Consider the following 17,232-nt stretch of genomic DNA (forward strand, 5'->3'; position numbering starts at 1 on the left):
CAGAACATGGGTGAAGATGGTCTTCGCCCATGTTTATTCATTTATCAAGCTGCTTGAAATGCTGTAAACCACAGCAGTAAGCAGGCGACAAAACAGACAGCGACACACAGCGAACAGTAACAGCGAAGATTATGACCACCACGCTTTTGCCACTGGCAACCACCCCTAAGCACATCGCCATCATCATGGATGGGAACAACCGCTACGGCAAAGCCCAAAAGCTTGCTGCAGGGGCAGGGCATATCGCAGGCAAAGATGCGCTTGATCCGATCGTTGAGCATTGCTTGGCGCGTGGCGTGCAGGTGCTGACGGTGTTTGCGTTTTCAAGCGAAAACTGGGCAAGACCTGCCAATGAAGTTGAGCTACTCATGCAGCTGCTTGAGCAGACGATTCACGAGCAGATGCCAAGAATGCACAAATATCGCATTCGTCTGCGTTTTATCGGTGATCGCAGTCAATTATCACCACAGCTTGCTAAGCTTATGAGCGATGCTGAAGCGACGACGGCGCAGTTTGACGCGATGACTTTGGTGATCGCCATCAGCTATGGCGGGCAGTGGGACATCGCCAATGCAGCACAAAGCTTGGCGCGACAAGTAGCAGATGGCAGTATCAAGCCTGATGACATCACTGCCGAGTCGCTGGGTCAGGTGGTGCAGCTGGCAGATCTGCCTGTAGTGGATATGCTGATTCGCACAGGCGGTGAGTATCGCATTTCGAATTTTTTGCTGTGGCAAGCGGCGTATGCTGAGCTATTTTTCACGCCGACATTGTGGCCAGAATTTACCCCTGATGAGCTTGATCGGATGATGCAGGATTTTGCCAATCGTGAACGCCGCTTTGGTATGACCAGTGAGCAAGTCCAAAGCAGTGCAGCACAGACGGCTGAATGATTGACTGATTTTGTATTTATCCAGTAATTATCATACTGAATTTATCGACCAAACAGATTATTACACCAAACAATTACATCAAACAAAGGCAACCTAAACCATGTGGCAGCGTATCAAAACCGCAATCGTGCTTGTGATCATCGTGGGTTTTGCACTCTTTGCAAGCTCGATGCCGATTTTCGTTCTGCCATTATTGGCGGCGGGTGTGCTGATTGCTGCGCATGAGTGGACGAAGCTGATGCCCAAGGTCAAATATCCTGCGCGTTTTATTTTGGCGGTACTGCTTTTGACCATATTGTCGGTCTTTGTGCCGTGGACTTGGGTGGCTTGGTGGGCGGTATCGCTTGGTATTTGGGTAATGGCGACCGCGTGGGTGCTACAGTATCCCGCCCAAGAAAAATGGTACGGCAAGCGACTGGTATATATGGGCGCGGTGATTTTGACCGCGGCGATTACCGCGATGTATGGACTGTGGCAGATGTCACCGTGGTGGCTGATGTATGTGTTTTTGCTTGTGTGGTGCGCAGACAGCGGCGCGTATTTCGTCGGTCGTAAACTGGGCAAACGCAAGCTTGCACCAAATGTATCGCCTAATAAAAGCATCGAAGGCTTGATCGGTGGCTTGGTGACAGCAGGGATTGTGACGGTGATTGTTGGTAATTATCTGCAGTTATCAGGCACGGCTTTGGCACTGTTCTTATTATTATCCGCTGTGACTGTCTTGGCAAGTGTGCTGGGTGATTTGTTCGAATCCATGCTTAAGCGCCGCGCAGGCATCAAGGACTCAGGCAGTATCTTACCAGGGCATGGCGGTGTGCTAGATCGCATCGATTCGCTGTTATCTGCCACGCCTGTGTTTGCCTTTGGTTTTTGGCTATTATTAAAGCTTGGCGTCTTTACCGAAGTGTGGATTAAGATGCACTTTGCCGCCATGCGCATTCCTTTTTAATTTGAAAAATTAGCATAACCATTCAATACAATGACAAATCACACCACAACCCCACAAAATATCGCCGTGCTTGGCGCGACAGGCTCAATCGGTGACAGTACGCTTGCCATCATCAGACAGCATGCCGAGCGTTATCGCATCTATGCGCTGTCAGGCTTTGGGCGTGTGGATAAATTGTTTGAATTGGCGTGTGAATTTCGCCCCGTCAAGGTCTGCACATCCGCGGATAATCATGCGATTTTACAAGACAAACTTGCCAAGCAAGGGCTTAACATTGAAGTGCTATCAGGCGATGACGGACTGGTGCAGATCGCCAGTGATGCACAGGTGGATACTGTGGTGGCTGCCATCGTTGGCGCAGCAGGCTTGTCATCGACATTGGCAGCGGCGCGTGCAGGTAAGCGAATTTTACTTGCCAATAAAGAATCGCTGGTGATGGCAGGCAAGCTTGTGATGAATGCAGCGCGGCAGCATGGCGCGGTGATTTTGCCGATCGATTCTGAGCATAACGCCATTTATCAGTGTCTGCCACAAGCGGTGCAAGCGGATAATACCGCCATTCATCACGCCAAACACGGCATTAAGCAGCTGTGGCTGACGGCATCAGGTGGCGGGTTTTTGTACAAATCCATCGATGAGATGGCAGCGGCGACAGTTGCTGATGCGGTCAAGCATCCCAACTGGTCTATGGGACAAAAAATCTCCATCGACTCAGCGACAATGATGAATAAAGGGCTTGAGCTGATCGAAGCATGTCATTTGTTTAATCTGGATGAACAAGACATCCAAGTGGTGATTCACCCAAATAGCGTGGTGCATTCACTGGTGGAATATGCTGATGGCAGTTTCTTAGCGCAGCTTGGCAGTCCTGATATGCGCACACCGATTGCGCATGCATTAGCTTATCCTGAGCGCATCGACTCAGGCGTGGCAACGCTTGACTTGTATCAGCTTGCGGATTTGAAATTTATTAAGCCTGATTTGGATAAATTTGTCGCGTTAAAGCTTGTGCGAGCGGCTGCCAAGCAAGGCACAGGCGCGTGCATTACGCTCAACGCCGCCAATGAAGTGGCGGTAGCGGCTTTTTTAAATGAGCAAATTCGCCTAACCGACATCGCCAAAGTCGTGGAGCTGTGCTTACATGATACGCGCATCACATCGCAGTTTGGGCAGGATTTCAGCGATGAAAATCAAGGACTGGATCATATCATGGCGCTAGATCAGCTTGTGCGTGAAGTCGCTGAGCTTAAGATTGCTCAACTGGAGCAGTCAGCATGAATGCCTTGTACATGATACTTGCCGCCATCTGCGTGCTTGGGCCGTTGGTGGCGCTGCATGAATTTGGGCATTATATCGTCGCGCGACTGTGCGGTGTGAAGGTGCTGACTTATTCGATTGGCTTTGGACCAAAATTATTCGGCTGGACAAGTCGCCGTTCTGGGATTGATTATCAAATTGCTGCCATTCCTTTGGGTGGCTATGTCAAGATGCTTGATGAGCGTGCCGAAGCTGTGCCAGATGAGCTAAAGTCGGTTGCATTTAATAACCAACACCCCCTAAAGAAAATCGCCATCGTCGCAGCAGGGCCTGTGATGAACTTCATCATCGCTATCAGCTTATTTTGGGTGCTGCTATTATTCCCAAGTGAGCAGCTTGCCACGCGCATTGGCAAGATCGTCACCGATTCACCTGCCCAAAGCAGCGGACTTGTCGTCGGTGATGAGATTGTCAGCATTGATGGGCGCGCTGTCAGCACTTGGCAGGATACCGCCTACGCGCTTGCCGATAGCATGGGCGAGAGCCGTAATATCGTGGTGGGCGTAGTGCGTGATGAGCAAGCCTTGACGCAGAATGTTGCTGTTGAGCGATTCATGCAGTCGACAGGTGAGCAGACGCAGACCCAAGACCCTTTGACAGCGCTAGGGATTTTGCCATATCAGCCCGTGATCGCACCTGTGGTAGGTGAAGTGGCGGCAGACAGTGCGGCGGCATTGATGGGGCTACAAGTCGGAGATAGATTCGTCAGCATCGATGGTGTCGCGGTCAATGACTGGGTAAGTGCCACCGAGATTATCCGCAAAAGCCCTGAGAAGATGCTTGCCGTCGTCATCATTCGTGATGGCAAGCAGCTACCGATCAAGCTCATGCCACGCGGTATTAAGACGCGAGATGGCGTCATCGGTCAGCTTGGTATCAAGCCACACATCGGCGATGAACAGCTGATTCCACCTGAATACATCAAGACCATCCAGTATTCGCCAGTCGAAGCGGTCGGCAAGGCATTTAGCCGCACCTATGAGCTGTCGGTGATGACGGTCAGCTCACTGGGCAAGATGATCACAGGGATGATTGGGCTTGATAATCTGTCAGGACCGATCACCATCGCTGAAGTGTCCAAAGACAGCTTTGAGATGGGTTGGAAGCAGGTGCTATCGACGGCGGCGATGATTAGCCTAAGCCTAGCTGTGCTGAATCTATTACCGATTCCTGTGCTTGATGGCGGGCATTTGATATTTTATACTTATGAGCTGATTCGCGGTAAGGCGATGTCAGAAACGGTGCAGGCGGTGGCGTTTCGCATGGGTGCGATATTGCTTTTATGTTTCATGGTGCTTGCAATTAGTAACGACATCATGCGTGTTTTTGGCTAAGCACTGTTTTTATGCTACAGTAAGATTATTTTTTGTATATTTGCGTTTTTGTACTTGCCAAATGCGGCGTTTTCGCTTACCTTTAGTGTTTTATTATTCACATGAACGACAGATGCCTGCTGATCGCGCGTTATTTGGTGTTTGGTGGGCCGATTTATCCGAAAGGGATGAAGGCACTGATTTTTAATTTTAGTTGGATAGACTTATGCGTAGTTCTTATTTTTCTGGCTTTGCTAAAACGGCCATCGCGACCGCTGTTGTGATGGTGATGAGTGCACAAGCAAAAGCTGACTTCGTTGCCAATGACATTGCCATCGATGGCTTGCAACGCGTGACGATCGAAAGCTTGCAAACCACTTTGCCGATTCGCATGGGGCAGACCGTCACTGATGAACAGCTTGCCCAGAGCATCCGCGCCTTGTACGCGACTGGTAATTTCAGCGATGTGCAAGCTGATGTCAATGGCGATCAAGTGGTGTTTCGCGTGACCGAGCGCCCAACCATCGCTGAGCTTAATTTTGATGGCAACCGTCTGATTCCAAAAGACGCCCTTGAACAAGGTCTAAAATCAAGCGGCTTGGTCGTCGGTGGTGTATTAAAGCAAGCCACCATTCACGCGATCAAAAACGAGCTTGAAAACCAATACGCCAGCCAAGGCTATTACAACACTGAGATCAATGTCAAACAAACCGAGCTAGATGGCAACCGCGTCAAGCTGGATCTTGAGTTCGTCGAAGGTAAGCGCGCACGCGTCGTGGATATCAATATCATTGGCAATGAGCATTTTAGCGATGACGATCTGCGCCAAGAGTTTATCCTAAAAGACGGTTCATGGAATCCGCTGTCACGCTCTGACCGCTACACCCAAGAAAAAATGGCAGCCAGTATCGAGAAGCTGCGCGCCAAATACTTGAACGATGGCTTTGTGCGCTTCACCATCAATGACGCCAATCTGAACATCGATGAAGAAAAAGAAAAAGTCTTTATCGAAGTGGCAGTGACTGAAGGTGAGCAGTATAAGTTTGGTAAAGCAAGCTTTGCTGGCGAGACCACTTATCCAATCTCAGAGCTTAATGAGTTGGTCGCCTTTAAAGAAGGGGATACTTATTCACAAGCCAAGATGGATGAGACCAGTACCGCCATCGCCAATAAATTCGGTGATGATGGCTACTACTATGCCCAAATCCGTCCAGTAAGCCGCATCAATGATGCCACGCGCACTGTGGATATTGATTATTATGTCGATCCTGTGCGTCCTGTGTATGTACGCCGTATCAACTTCAGCGGCAACCACAAGACCAAAGATGAAGTCTTGCGCCGTGAGATGCGTCAGCTAGAAGGTGCATTGGCATCGAACCAAAAAATTCAGCTGTCGCGCGCGCGTCTGTTGCGTACAGGATTTTTCAAAAATGTCGTCGTCGATACACAGCCAGTACCGAACTCACCTGATCAAATCGATGTCAATTTCGTCGTCGAAGAACAGCCATCAGGCTCATCGACCATCGCCGCTGGTTATTCACAAAGTGGCGGTATGACATTCCAGTTCGATGTATCTCAAAATAACTTCATGGGTACAGGTAATCGCGTCTCAGCAGGTCTGTCGCGTTCAGAGACACGCGACTCGTACAATCTGTCGATGACCGATCCGTATTTCACGGTCAATGGCGTCTCACAGACCATCGGTGCATACTATCGTAAGACCAAATACGACACGCGCAACCTGAGTAACTATGTCATCGATGCTTTCGGCGGTAACTTGACATACAGCTATCCGATCGATGAAAACCAACGCATCAGCGGCGGTATCAACCTAGACAGCGTCAAGGTACAGGGTAGTAACCAAATGGGTTTGAGCAATGCTTATGATCTGATCGTCGATGATGGTAATGTCAAGCGCAATGCCAATGGCTATAGCGAAACATTTGACAATAAATACAATACTTATAACGGCTTGATCGGTTGGAACTACTCTAGCCTTGACCGCCCAGTATTCCCAACCGAAGGTCAAAGCCACTCGGTGGATCTGACTTTGGGCTTTGGTGATAAGAATTATCAAAAAGTCGTCTATAACGGTAACTACTACCATCCATTCATCAAAGGCTCAATCCTACGCGGTTATGCTAAGTTGGGCTATGGTCATAATTTGCCGTTTTATGAGAACTTCTATGCCGGTGGTTATGGCTCGGTGCGTGGTTTTGACCAATCAAGCTTAGGTCCATTGTCACAAACCGTTGGTAATATCGAAGCTGCTGCCGTTGGTGTGAATAATGCTGACAACAGTGCAGAAAACCGTGCTTTGGCTCAATCAATCCTAGATGGTAACAGTAATTTCCGCGGTCAAGAAGTCGGCGGTAATGCCTTGGCAACTTTCGGTGCTGAGCTGATTTTACCAATGCCGTTTAAGGGTGATTGGGCGGATCAAGTGCGTCCTGTGGTGTTTGTCGAAGGCGGTCAAGTCTTTGATACCACTGATCATAAAGATCAAGTCATTGACCTAAAAACCATTAACCCAAATCTAACTGGTCAAGCTAAGCTGATGAGAAGCGACAATGAGCTGCGTTATAGTGCAGGTGTTGGTGTGACTTGGTACACCGCCATCGGCCCGATCTCGATCAGCTATGCTAAGCCGCTGAACGCCAAAGAATACGACGAAACTGACAACATTCAGTTCCAAATCGGTAGTATCTTCTGATGGTAACATTAGCTACGATCATTGACGCGATTGAGCATCGTCAAGCGGTGCTCAATAAAGATCAGCTTGATTTGACACATGAGCTGACAGGCGTTGCCAATTTAGCCACTGCCAATGCATCGCAGTTGGCTTTTTTGGCGCAGGCCAAATATTTGCCTGAGCTTGTTGGTTCGCAAGCTGGCGTGGTGCTGATCTCTGAGAAATTCGCCACCGCCGATGAAGCCATGCAGACTGACGCCATTAAGGTGGTGGTCAAAGATGCATATTTGGCGTATGCGTGCGCAAGTGTGCTATTTGCACCAAGTATCTCGCCAAGCATCGCACCGACAGCGCAGATCGCTGCATCTGCCATGGTCGGTGAGCGTGTCAGTATCGGTCATTATGCAGTGATCGGTGAAGGCGCAGTCATCGCCGATGGTGTGAGTCTCGGTGCGCACGCTGTGATCGCTGATGGTGCGATCATCGGTGCTGATAGCATGATCGCAAGCCATGTATTTATCGGTCATGGCTGTGTCTTGGGCGCACGCGTGCGTGTGCATAGTCATGCCAGTATCGGTTCAGAAGGCTTTGGCTTTGCCCCTGCGGTATCGGCAGATGGCTTACAGTGGCAGCGTATCGCGCAGCTGGGTCGTGTAATCATCGGCGATGATGTGCGTATCGGTAGTAGTACCTGTATCGATCGCGGTGCGGTCGAAGATACTGTCATCGGCGATCATGTCATCATCGATAATCTGGTGCAGATCGCGCACAATGTCCGTATCGGTCGCGGTACAGCCATCGCCGCCAAAGCAGGTATCGCAGGCTCGACCACCATTGGCAGTAACTGTATCATCGGTGGTGCGGTTGGTATCAATGGACACCTAACCATCGCTGATGGCGTAACTTTCACAGGCATGGCAATGGTCATCGGTGATGTCACTGAAGCAGGTACTTATTCATCAGGTACAGTCGCTATGCCACAAGCCAAATGGCGCCGCGCCGCTGTCAAATTCCGCCAAATGGGCGAAAAATAATTTATCTTTCATAGGAAAATCACAGTATGTCAGTATCAATGATTGATCACGAACTGCTAAGCGATGCCGACATCGCTGCCTTGAATGAACGCGGCGTGACATTGCCGCTGCGCTATGATCAGATCAAGCACTATTTGCCACATCGTTATCCATTCATGCTGATCGATCGCGTTACGGCAGTGCGCTGTGATGAGTGGATCACAGGCTACAAGAATATCAGTATCAATGAAGAGCTGTTCAACGGTCATTTCCCTGACAATCCAATCATGCCGGGTGTGTTGATGGTCGAAGCGATGGCGCAGCTGTCTGGGATTTTAAGCTTCATCAGTGCAGGCCAGTCATCGGATGATGGCTATCTGTATCTGTTCGCTGGTGTGGATAAGGTGCGTTTTAAGCGTCTGGTGCAACCGGGGGATCAGCTGGTGATCCGTGCCAAAACCATCATGAATAAGCGCGATATCTATAAATATGCCTGTAGTGCTTATGTCGATGAACAACTGGTCTGCAGTGCTGAGCTGATGCTTGCGCGCCAAAAAGTTGAACAGATGGGGTAAATATGAGCATTCATCCAACAGCAATTATCGACCCAAGCGCACAAATCGACGAAACCGCCACCATCGGTCCATACTGTATCATCGGCAAAAATGCCAAGATCGGCGCGCATACTGTCTTGCGCCGTCATGTCATCATTGGTGAGAATACTACGATTGGCGCGCACAATGACATTTATCAATTCGCAAGCGTCGGCGAAAATCCACAGGATCTAAAATACGCAGGCGAAGAGACTTATCTTGAGATCGGTGATTATAACCGCATTCGTGAGTCTTGCACCATTCACCGCGGCACAGCCCAAGATCACGGCATCACCAAAATCGGCAGCCATAATCTGTTCATGGTCAATGTCCATATCGCGCATGACTGCGCGGTCGGTGATTATAATGTGCTTGCCAATAATGTTGGTGTAGCAGGGCATTCACACATCGGTAATCATGTGATCATCGGTGGTCAGTCAGGTATTCATCAGTTTTGCCGTATTGATGACTACAGCATGATCGGTGGCGCAAGCTTGATACTAAAAGATGTCGCGGCATTCGTCACTGTCTCTGGTAATCCTGCCAAGACACACGGTCTGAATAAAGAAGGTATGCGTCGCAAGGGCTGGTCTGCTGAGACGATCAAAGCCATTGATAATGCTTATCGCGTGATCTTCCGCTCAGGACTACTGCGCGATGAAGCGGTGGCACAGCTAGAAGAGCTGGTCAAAGACGAACCAAAAATTCAGCTATTGATCAACTCAATCAAAAACAGCGAGCGTGGTCTGATCCGCTGATTTGGCGACAAAAACACCCAAAGACTGCGAATTTTTGCAAAGTAAATACCCATAATGCACAATATTATGGGTATTTTTTCATTTATAAATTGACTTTTTTTGTTTCTTAATTCAAACTATCATTCTAGGTTTTGTAACCTTAATGTAGTTTCAGGGATGTTTTTGTGCCAACATGACATGGCAGGACATCTTGGTTATGGACAATGAACATCGACATTGCAAAATAGCAATGTTTGAATTTGATTTTATTTTATTGATTTGGAGGGCTTATGTCGGCACAACGCGAAAGTTGGTCAGCACGCTCTGGCTTTATTTTGGCAGCCATCGGATCGGCTGTCGGCTTGGGTAACATTTGGCGTTTCCCTTATGTTTCCTACGAAAACGGTGGCGGTGCGTTTTTTATTCCGTATTTGATTGCACTGGCGACTGCAGGTTTTCCGCTATTGTTCCTAGATTATGTGGTTGGTCAGCGTTATAAGGGCGCGCCACCGACTGCTTATCGCCGTTTGGTGAAATCTGCTGAAGGCATCGGTTGGTGGCAGGTGGTGGTGTGTACCATCATCGGTATTTATTATGCGTCAGTCCTAAGCTGGGCAGGCAGCTATACGGTGTTTGCCTTTGATCAAGCATGGGGCGAAGACACCGAAGGCTTTTTCTTTAACACCTATCTACAGAACGCCAGTGAGATGACGATGGCGTATTCATCGGAGCTTCTGATCGGTCTTGTGATCGTTTGGGCGGCGGTGCTGTTGATTATGTATGGTGGTATCCAAAAAGGCGTTGAGCTGTCGAACAAGATTTTCATCCCGCTATTGGTGGTGATGTTCGGTATCTTGGTTGGCCGTGCGGTGACTTTACCAGGTGCTACCATGGGCTTAGATACTTTCTTTAACCCAGATTGGGCGAAGATGGCTGATCCAAAAGTATGGCTAGCGGCTTATGGTCATGTCTTCTTCTCGATGTCGATCGGCTTTGGTATCATGGTGACTTATGCATCGTATCTGAACCGCAATGCCAACTTGACAGGTTCAGGCTTGGTGGTTGGTTTTGCCAACTCAAGCTTTGAGCTATTGGCAGGTATCGGTATCTTCTCGGTGCTTGGCTTTATGGCGCAGGCATCAGGCGTACCAGTATCAGAAGTGGTCTCAGGTGGTATCGGTCTTGCGTTCGTCGCTTTCCCAAAAATCATCTCTACCATGGGTGATGCAGGCACGATCGTCGGTATCTTGTTCTTTGCTTCATTGACAGTCGCTGGTATCACATCAATGGTATCGATCCTACAAGTGCCAATCTCAGCAGTGCAGGATAAATTTGGCTGGTCAAAAAACAAAGCCGTCACCATCGTGGGTCTGGGCTCAGCGATCGTTTCTATCGCGCTATTTGGCACAAAGAACGCCATCACTTTCGTCGATGTCATCGATAACTTCGCGAACAACATCGGCATCGTGCTAGGTGCAATCCTATCGATCATCTGGGTAACATGGCTAAACCGCCGTTTACTACCGACTTTGATCAATCACATCAACGCCATCTCAAGTGTGAAGGTTGGCTTTGTGTGGTCATTCATGCTGACCGTGGTGACGCCAGTGGTCTTGATCGTTACTTTGGCATTGTCGCTACAGACGCTATTCACTGAAGGTTATGGCGGCTATCCGACGATGACGCAAGTGATCTTTGGTTGGGGTGTGGTGATTTTGGCTGCCTTGGCTGCTTTGATTCTTCCAAGTGTCAAAGGTCATGAAACGCACGAAAAATAAGGAGTGAGCCATGAGTTCTACAGCATTGATTGTCATGATCGTGGCGATGATCGCGATTTGGGGCGGTTTGATTTTATCATCCATTCATCTGATCAAAAATCCAGATATTGATTTGGATAAAGTGCCTGCCGATCATTGATCTTATCGGTTACAAAAACACGCCAAGTGCTGCATTTGGCGTGTTTTTTATTTGGGGTGGATTTACTTTATTATCATAGATTTGGCTGTTTTGAAAATTAAGAAAAACTTTTTAAAATATGATGATTTTTAACAAGATTTGTCATGGTAAGGTACATAGTCTGATAGATGATTCTGGACGAAATTGACAATAATTTTAAATGATTTAAAATCAAAAATCTAAAAATTCGCAAAATGTTTGTACAGCCTATTTATTTCATCGTCATCTAGTGGTACAATTTTATCAATTTACAGTTGTAAATTTTTCGTTTTACCAAGTTTTTGGATAAAACAATATCACTAGGAGTATTATTATGTCTATCGATCGTATTCGTCATGCAGGTCTGCGTGACAAGGTAATGAGCGCAGAGCAAGCTGCAGAATTTGTCAAAGATGGCATGAACCTTGCCATTACTGGTTTTACTGGCGCAGGCTATCCAAAAGCCTTGCCAACTGCCATCGCAAACAAAGCTAAAGAAGCACACGCACGCGGCGAAAAATTCAGCATCGGTATGGTAACAGGCGCATCAACCGCCCCTGAGTGTGATGGCGTCTTGGCAGAAGCGAACGCGGTACATTTCCGCTCACCATTCCAATCAGATCCTACCTTGCGCAACAACATCAATACAGGCCGTACCGCTTATCAAGATATGCACCTGTCGCATGTCGAGCAGCAAATGCGTCAAGGTTTCTATGGCGAACTTGACATCGCCATCGTTGAAGCATCAGGCATCACCGAAGAAGGTCACATCATCCCTGCGATGGGTATCGGTCATGCAGTAGAAGCGATCAAATCAGCCAAGCAAGTAATCATCGAAGTGAATGCTGCACAAAATACTGGCCTAGAAGGTATGCATGATGTGTATGGTGAAGTGGGTTTGCCACCACATCGTAAGCCAATCCCATTGGTCGGTGCTTTTGACCGTATCGGTACGCCATACATCGAGTGCGCTCAAGACAAAGTTGCGGCAATCGTCCTAACCAACGGTGGTGACCGTAACTCGAAATTTGCTGATCCTGATGATGTCTCAATGCGTATCGCAGCGCAAATCATCGATTTTCTCGACCATGAAGTCAAAGCAGGTCGCCTACCTAAGAGTCTATTGCCACTACAATCAGGCGTGGGTAATGTCGCGAATGCGGTGATGGCAGGTCTGTTAGATGCACCATTTGAAGATTTGACCGGTTACACCGAAGTACTACAAGACGGTATGCTGGATCTGATTTTGGCTGGTAAGATGAAGCACGCATCAGCGACTGCATTGTCATTTAGCCCAGATGCACTACAACGCTTCAATGACAATATCGAATTCCTACGCGATAAGCTGATCCTACGCCCAATGGAAATCAGCAACAACCCAGAAATTATCCGCCGTCTTGGTATCATCGGCATGAACGCGATGATCGAAGCGGATATCTATGGTAATGTGAACTCAACCCATGTCATGGGTACGCGCATGATGAACGGTATCGGTGGTTCGGGCGACTTTACCCGTAACGGCTTCTTCTCATTCTATGTCAGTCCATCGACCGCAAAAGGCGGCGCGATTTCATCAATCGTCCCAATGGTCAGCCACCACGACCACACCGAGCATGATGTGATGTTCATCGTCACCGAACAAGGTATGGCAGATCTGCGCGGTAAAGCACCTAAGCAACGCGCTAAGCTAATTATCGAAAACTGTTCACACCCAGATTATCGTGATATGCTGCGTGATTACTACGATCGCGCGTTGGCAGCGAGCGAAAAAGCAGGCGGCATCCACACGCCACACATTCTGCTTGAAGCACTGTCATGGCATCAGCGTTTCGTTGAAACTGGTGATATGCGTATCAAATAATCCGCTATCATTAGCCAAAACCGCTCGAAAGTTTTCGGGCGGTTTTTTGTTTATGGGAATGATAAACGCATTGCAATCAATGGTTTTTGTGGATTGGGTTGGTATTGATTGATTATACCTTATCCAATGCCTGCGCCAAATCTGCAATCAAATCATCGATATGTTCAATGCCGATTGATAAGCGTACCATATCCTCGCTCACGCCAGCAGATTTTAGCTCTTCGGCATTGAGTTGGCGATGTGTTGTTGTGGCAGGGTGACAAGCTAGGCTTTTTGCATCACCAATATTGACTAAGCGAGTAAATAGCTGCAGAGCATCAATGAATCGTGTACCGCCAGCTTTACCATCTTTGACCCCAAAAGATAAGATCGCAGATGGTTTACCGCCAAGATATTTTACCGCCAGCTGATGCTGTGGATGGCTTGGCAGACCAGCATAATTTACCCAGCTGACTTTTGGATGGTTTTGTAGGTATTCAGCGACTTTTTGGGCGTTTTCAGTGTGGCGCTCCATGCGCAGATTTAAGGTTTCTAAACCTTGTAAAATTAAAAACGCATTCATGGGGCTGATGGCTGCACCTGTATTACGAAGTGGTACAACTCGAGCGCGCGCGATATAAGCCGCCTCGCCCAAAGCTTCAACATAATTTACACCATGATAACTTGGGTCGGGCGTGTTGAGTGATTTAAAGCGTTCAGGATATTTACCCCATGGGAATTTACCACTATCAACGATTATGCCGCCAATACTGGTGCCGTGACCGCCGATGTATTTGGTCAAAGAATGTACAACAATATCAGCACCATGCTCAAAAGGCTTAAGAAGTGCAGGTGTGGCAACGGTATTATCAACAATGACTGGTACGCCATATTCGTGCGCAATGGCGCTGATGGCAGTCAAATCTACAATATTACCCAAGGGATTGCCGATAGATTCGACAAAGATTAGCTTGGTTTTATCATCAATTTTATCGCGTATTTGTTCTGGTTGATTACCATCAAAGAATCTTACCTCGATGCCTTGTTTTGGCAGGGTATGAGCAAAAAGGTTGTAAGTGCCACCGTATAGCTGACTGACCGAGACAATGTTATCACCTGCTTCGGTGATGGTCTGAATGGCATAGGTGATGGCAGCCATGCCTGAGGCTAGGGCTAGACCACCAATCCCACCTTCTAGTGCTGCGACACGCGCCTCAAGCACAGCGGTGGTTGGGTTCATGATACGGGTATAAATATTGCCTTGTACTTTTAGATCAAATAAATCTGCGCCGTGCTGCGTGTCATCAAAGGCATAAGAGGTGGTTTGATACATTGGGACGGCAACGGCTTTGGTGGTTGGGTCAGGGCTATATCCTGCATGAATGGCAAGGGTTTCATCTTTAAAGCTCATGTTATACACTCCATTGGTTGTAAAAATAGTAGAGTCAGTTAAAAGTACACTGTTTGCATAGAATACAAGGCAGGGTTTTATTGTTCGACATTTCAATGATGAGGTTGAAATAGTATAACGAAAATCATTAGGCTTCTTAATGCTGTTTTGCCACAAGCTTATGAGTGATTTTCATAATCAGTCTAAATTATCAATTATAATTTATTAAATAAAATACATTCTCATTGCAATTACTGACAGTTTGGGCTAAGATTAGGGCGTATTTTTACATTACAATAAGGATTACTCATGTCACAAACCATCTCAGTTGGTATCGTCGGCGGTACAGGCTATACAGGCGTTGAGCTATTGCGTATCTTGAGCCGCCATCCACAGGTGTCGGTCAAATTTCTGACTTCTCGCAGTGAAGCGGGCAAAAGCGTCAGTGAAATTTTCCCAAGTCTGCGCGGCGTGTGCGAAGTTGCCTTTAGTGATATGACTGATGAGACGATGGCGCAGATGGGTGATGAGTGCGATGTGGTGTTTTTTGCGACGCCGCACGGGGTGGCGATGACACACACGCCTGCACTGGTGGCAAAAGGCGTGAAGGTGATTGATTTGGGTGCGGATTTTCGCTTACAATCACTTGCCGAATTTGAGCAATGGTACGGCATGGCGCACACTTGCCCAGATGTGCTCAAAGACAGCATCTATGGTTTGACCGAAGTGACGCGCGATAAGGTAGCGACGGCATCAGTGATCGCTAATCCGGGCTGCTATCCGACGACGGCGATTTTGGGTCTAAAGCCTGTGATCGACACCGAAAACAGCCAAAATCAGCCGCTTATCGATGGTCGTATTATCATCGATGCCAAATCAGGCATCTCGGGTGCAGGTCGCCAAGGCAAGCTAGGCATCAGCTATGCTGAGACGGCGGATAATTTCAGTGCTTATGGCGTGGCAGGACATCGCCACAGCCCAGAGATCGCTCAAGGTGTACAGGCGGTGCTAGGTGCGAATTTTACGCATAAGATTCGCTTTGTGCCGCATCTGGTACCGATGATTCGCGGTATGCTCAGCACCATTCATGTGCCGCTGTCACAGACGGGCGAGCAGGTGGATTGGCAAGCGGTGTTTGAAGCGGTATATGTTGATGAATATTTCATCGATGTACTGCCAAAAGGTGCGCTGCCTGATACGCGCTCGGTGCGTGCGTCCAATAAGCTGCGTATCGCGGTGCATCAAGATGGCGATATGCTGACCATCATTGTAGTGCAGGACAATCTGGTCAAAGGCGCGGCGGGGCAAGCGGTACAAAACATGAATGTGATGTGCGGTCTGCCTGAGACGATGGGACTTGAGCTTGTGCCTGTCGTTCCTTGAGCGTAGTTCTTGATATTAGATGAATAAAAAAGCCAAATTCGTGATGAGTTTGGCTTTTTGATTTGAATAAAATAGGGCGACGATTTCACAATCATGGTTAAATGTTAAGATTTTTAAAATTGATAGAAAAGCAGATTAAAATCCGTTATAATCATTTTATTTTAGATGAGTGTTTACTGTATGAAATCAGCGCACTATTTGCTATTGGGTGCAGTGGTTGTAAGTATGACTGCCCATGCGCAAAATACACAAACTGCCACCAAGCGTAATTTTTTGGTCACAGATCATTCTACTTATGAAAATCAGCAACAAAAACCTGTACCACAAAAAACCGTTGCTGAGCCTATACAAGCCAAGCCGCTGTCACAGTTTTTAAAACAAAATGCCGTCAGTGGGCAAAATTATGCGACCGATGCCGCTGTAGCACCTACGACAGTTACCGCCATGCAAAACCCTTTGACTGTGCCTTTTGAAATTAACGGTCGCGTGCATACGCCTGTTGCTGCCAGTAAGTTTGAAAGTGTGGTGATGCCAAGCACACCTACGATCGCGCCAAAATCAGCATTGGTATCAGTAGTTGAACAAGATGCTGATAACACTGTCGATGTCATGCCCGAATGTACACCAAATAAAGCCGCCAAAAGTGTTGGCATCAGTCATTTTAAATTTGAAGAAACGCCAAAAACTGACTTAGTCAGCGTGGGTAAATATTTGGTGCATAAAGATGCAGCGCCGTCTTTGCGTCAGATGATGGCAGATGCCAAAGCAGCTCGCGCGCCTTTGACTTTGGGTTCGGCATTTCGCTCGTTGTCGCATCAGCAGGATATTATCAATCGCAAAACAAGAGAAAAGAAACCTGCCAAACAGATTTATCGTTTCTCAGCGCCATCTGGGTATTCTGAGCATCATACAGGTTTGGCGGTGGATTTTTCACCGATCAATGACACCTTTGCCAACACCAAAGGCTATCAATGGCTGCTGGATAATGCAGCCGATTACGGTTGGTATCAGACTTTTACCAAGGAATATTCAGCCAAAAGTGGCGTAGCTGAAGAAAGTTGGCATTGGAAGTTTAAAGGTACAGATACCGCCAAGCGACTGTTGAAAAATGGTGATTGTCTATAATCTGCCCAATAAAAAAGAACCTAAAGTTAGGTTCTTTTTTATGCTTGTCATC

Annotated in this window: 14 protein-coding genes; 13 read left to right on the plus strand and 1 reads right to left on the minus strand. The window is 47.7% G+C overall.

Translation table 11 applies throughout. From position 1 onward, the window contains the following. Positions 1 to 131 precede the first annotated feature (131 nt). The 11 genes from uppS (at position 132) to NKU06_RS08780 (ending at position 13,303) form a co-directional block, all read left to right on the plus strand. Positions 132 to 893: a polyprenyl diphosphate synthase gene (uppS, locus tag NKU06_RS08730; RefSeq protein WP_254730080.1), complete on the plus strand. Its 762-nt coding sequence runs from the start codon at positions 132 to 134 to the stop codon at positions 891 to 893. 100 nt (positions 894 to 993) lie between these two features. After that, positions 994 to 1,842 carry a phosphatidate cytidylyltransferase gene (locus NKU06_RS08735; protein WP_254730082.1) on the plus strand — a complete coding sequence of 283 codons (849 nt, stop codon included), beginning with the start codon at positions 994 to 996 and terminating at the stop codon, positions 1,840 to 1,842. Positions 1,843 to 1,872: 30 nt separating this feature from the next. After that, positions 1,873 to 3,120 (plus strand): 1-deoxy-D-xylulose-5-phosphate reductoisomerase, encoded by a 1,248-nt coding sequence (gene dxr, locus NKU06_RS08740; RefSeq protein WP_254730084.1) that lies wholly within the window; start codon positions 1,873 to 1,875, stop codon positions 3,118 to 3,120. Continuing rightward, positions 3,117 to 4,493, plus strand: a complete 1,377-nt coding sequence (rseP, locus tag NKU06_RS08745) for an RIP metalloprotease RseP (protein ID WP_254730086.1) — start codon at positions 3,117 to 3,119, stop codon at positions 4,491 to 4,493. The genes dxr and rseP overlap by 4 nt, the downstream gene beginning before the upstream one ends. 205 nt (positions 4,494 to 4,698) lie before the next feature. Further along, positions 4,699 to 7,185, plus strand: coding sequence for an outer membrane protein assembly factor BamA (bamA, locus tag NKU06_RS08750; protein WP_254730088.1), 2,487 nt, complete (start codon positions 4,699 to 4,701; stop codon positions 7,183 to 7,185). Then, positions 7,185 to 8,198 (plus strand): UDP-3-O-(3-hydroxymyristoyl)glucosamine N-acyltransferase, encoded by a 1,014-nt coding sequence (gene lpxD, locus NKU06_RS08755; protein WP_254730092.1) that lies wholly within the window; start codon positions 7,185 to 7,187, stop codon positions 8,196 to 8,198. The genes bamA and lpxD overlap by 1 nt, the downstream gene beginning before the upstream one ends. A 26-nt stretch (positions 8,199 to 8,224) precedes the next feature. After that, positions 8,225 to 8,752, plus strand: coding sequence for a 3-hydroxyacyl-ACP dehydratase FabZ (gene fabZ, locus NKU06_RS08760; RefSeq protein WP_253223337.1), 528 nt, complete (start codon positions 8,225 to 8,227; stop codon positions 8,750 to 8,752). Positions 8,753 to 8,754: 2 nt separating this feature from the next. After that, positions 8,755 to 9,528, plus strand: a complete 774-nt coding sequence (lpxA, locus tag NKU06_RS08765) for an acyl-ACP--UDP-N-acetylglucosamine O-acyltransferase (RefSeq protein ID WP_254730095.1) — start codon at positions 8,755 to 8,757, stop codon at positions 9,526 to 9,528. A 269-nt stretch (positions 9,529 to 9,797) separates the two neighbouring features. Then, entirely contained in the window at positions 9,798 to 11,285 is a 1,488-nt protein-coding gene (locus NKU06_RS08770; protein ID WP_253223339.1) for a sodium-dependent transporter, read from the plus strand. A gap of 10 nt (positions 11,286 to 11,295) precedes the next feature. Then, positions 11,296 to 11,424, plus strand: coding sequence for a methionine/alanine import family NSS transporter small subunit (locus NKU06_RS08775; protein ID WP_253223340.1), 129 nt, complete (start codon positions 11,296 to 11,298; stop codon positions 11,422 to 11,424). A 352-nt stretch (positions 11,425 to 11,776) separates the two neighbouring features. Then, on the plus strand, positions 11,777 to 13,303 hold the full coding sequence (locus NKU06_RS08780; protein WP_254730098.1) for an acetyl-CoA hydrolase/transferase family protein: 1,527 nt from the start codon (positions 11,777 to 11,779) through the stop codon (positions 13,301 to 13,303). A 112-nt stretch (positions 13,304 to 13,415) separates the two neighbouring features. On the opposite strand, the gene NKU06_RS08785 is transcribed toward NKU06_RS08780, so the two are convergent. Beyond that, positions 13,416 to 14,693, minus strand: a complete 1,278-nt coding sequence (locus tag NKU06_RS08785) for an O-acetylhomoserine aminocarboxypropyltransferase/cysteine synthase family protein (protein WP_254730100.1) — start codon at positions 14,691 to 14,693, stop codon at positions 13,416 to 13,418. Between the two features lie 288 nt (positions 14,694 to 14,981). Between NKU06_RS08785 and argC the strand changes: the two genes are divergently transcribed. Next, a complete protein-coding gene (gene argC / locus NKU06_RS08790) occupies positions 14,982 to 16,055 on the plus strand; it encodes an N-acetyl-gamma-glutamyl-phosphate reductase (protein ID WP_253223343.1) in 1,074 nt (357 codons plus the stop codon). Between the two features lie 180 nt (positions 16,056 to 16,235). Continuing rightward, positions 16,236 to 17,180: a D-alanyl-D-alanine carboxypeptidase family protein gene (locus tag NKU06_RS08795; protein WP_253223344.1), complete on the plus strand. Its 945-nt coding sequence runs from the start codon at positions 16,236 to 16,238 to the stop codon at positions 17,178 to 17,180. Positions 17,181 to 17,232: the final 52 nt, after the last annotated feature.

Source organism: Moraxella sp. FZLJ2109 (assembly GCF_024296965.1).
Classification (GTDB): Bacteria; Pseudomonadota; Gammaproteobacteria; order Pseudomonadales; family Moraxellaceae; genus Moraxella.

Excerpts from the sequence above, each read along its gene's own strand:
- uppS (WP_254730080.1), top strand. The coding sequence starts at position 132 with ATGACCACCACGCTTTTGCCACTGGCAACCACCCCTAAGCACATCGCC.
- NKU06_RS08735 (WP_254730082.1), top strand. The coding sequence starts at position 994 with ATGTGGCAGCGTATCAAAACCGCAATCGTGCTTGTGATCATCGTGGGT.
- dxr (WP_254730084.1), top strand. The coding sequence starts at position 1,873 with ATGACAAATCACACCACAACCCCACAAAATATCGCCGTGCTTGGCGCG.
- rseP (WP_254730086.1), top strand. The coding sequence starts at position 3,117 with ATGAATGCCTTGTACATGATACTTGCCGCCATCTGCGTGCTTGGGCCG.
- bamA (WP_254730088.1), top strand. The coding sequence starts at position 4,699 with ATGCGTAGTTCTTATTTTTCTGGCTTTGCTAAAACGGCCATCGCGACC.
- lpxD (WP_254730092.1), top strand. The coding sequence starts at position 7,185 with ATGGTAACATTAGCTACGATCATTGACGCGATTGAGCATCGTCAAGCG.
- fabZ (WP_253223337.1), top strand. The coding sequence starts at position 8,225 with ATGTCAGTATCAATGATTGATCACGAACTGCTAAGCGATGCCGACATC.
- lpxA (WP_254730095.1), top strand. The coding sequence starts at position 8,755 with ATGAGCATTCATCCAACAGCAATTATCGACCCAAGCGCACAAATCGAC.
- NKU06_RS08770 (WP_253223339.1), top strand. The coding sequence starts at position 9,798 with ATGTCGGCACAACGCGAAAGTTGGTCAGCACGCTCTGGCTTTATTTTG.
- NKU06_RS08775 (WP_253223340.1), top strand. The coding sequence starts at position 11,296 with ATGAGTTCTACAGCATTGATTGTCATGATCGTGGCGATGATCGCGATT.
- NKU06_RS08780 (WP_254730098.1), top strand. The coding sequence starts at position 11,777 with ATGTCTATCGATCGTATTCGTCATGCAGGTCTGCGTGACAAGGTAATG.
- NKU06_RS08785 (WP_254730100.1), bottom strand. The coding sequence starts at position 14,693 with ATGAGCTTTAAAGATGAAACCCTTGCCATTCATGCAGGATATAGCCCT.
- argC (WP_253223343.1), top strand. The coding sequence starts at position 14,982 with ATGTCACAAACCATCTCAGTTGGTATCGTCGGCGGTACAGGCTATACA.
- NKU06_RS08795 (WP_253223344.1), top strand. The coding sequence starts at position 16,236 with ATGAAATCAGCGCACTATTTGCTATTGGGTGCAGTGGTTGTAAGTATG.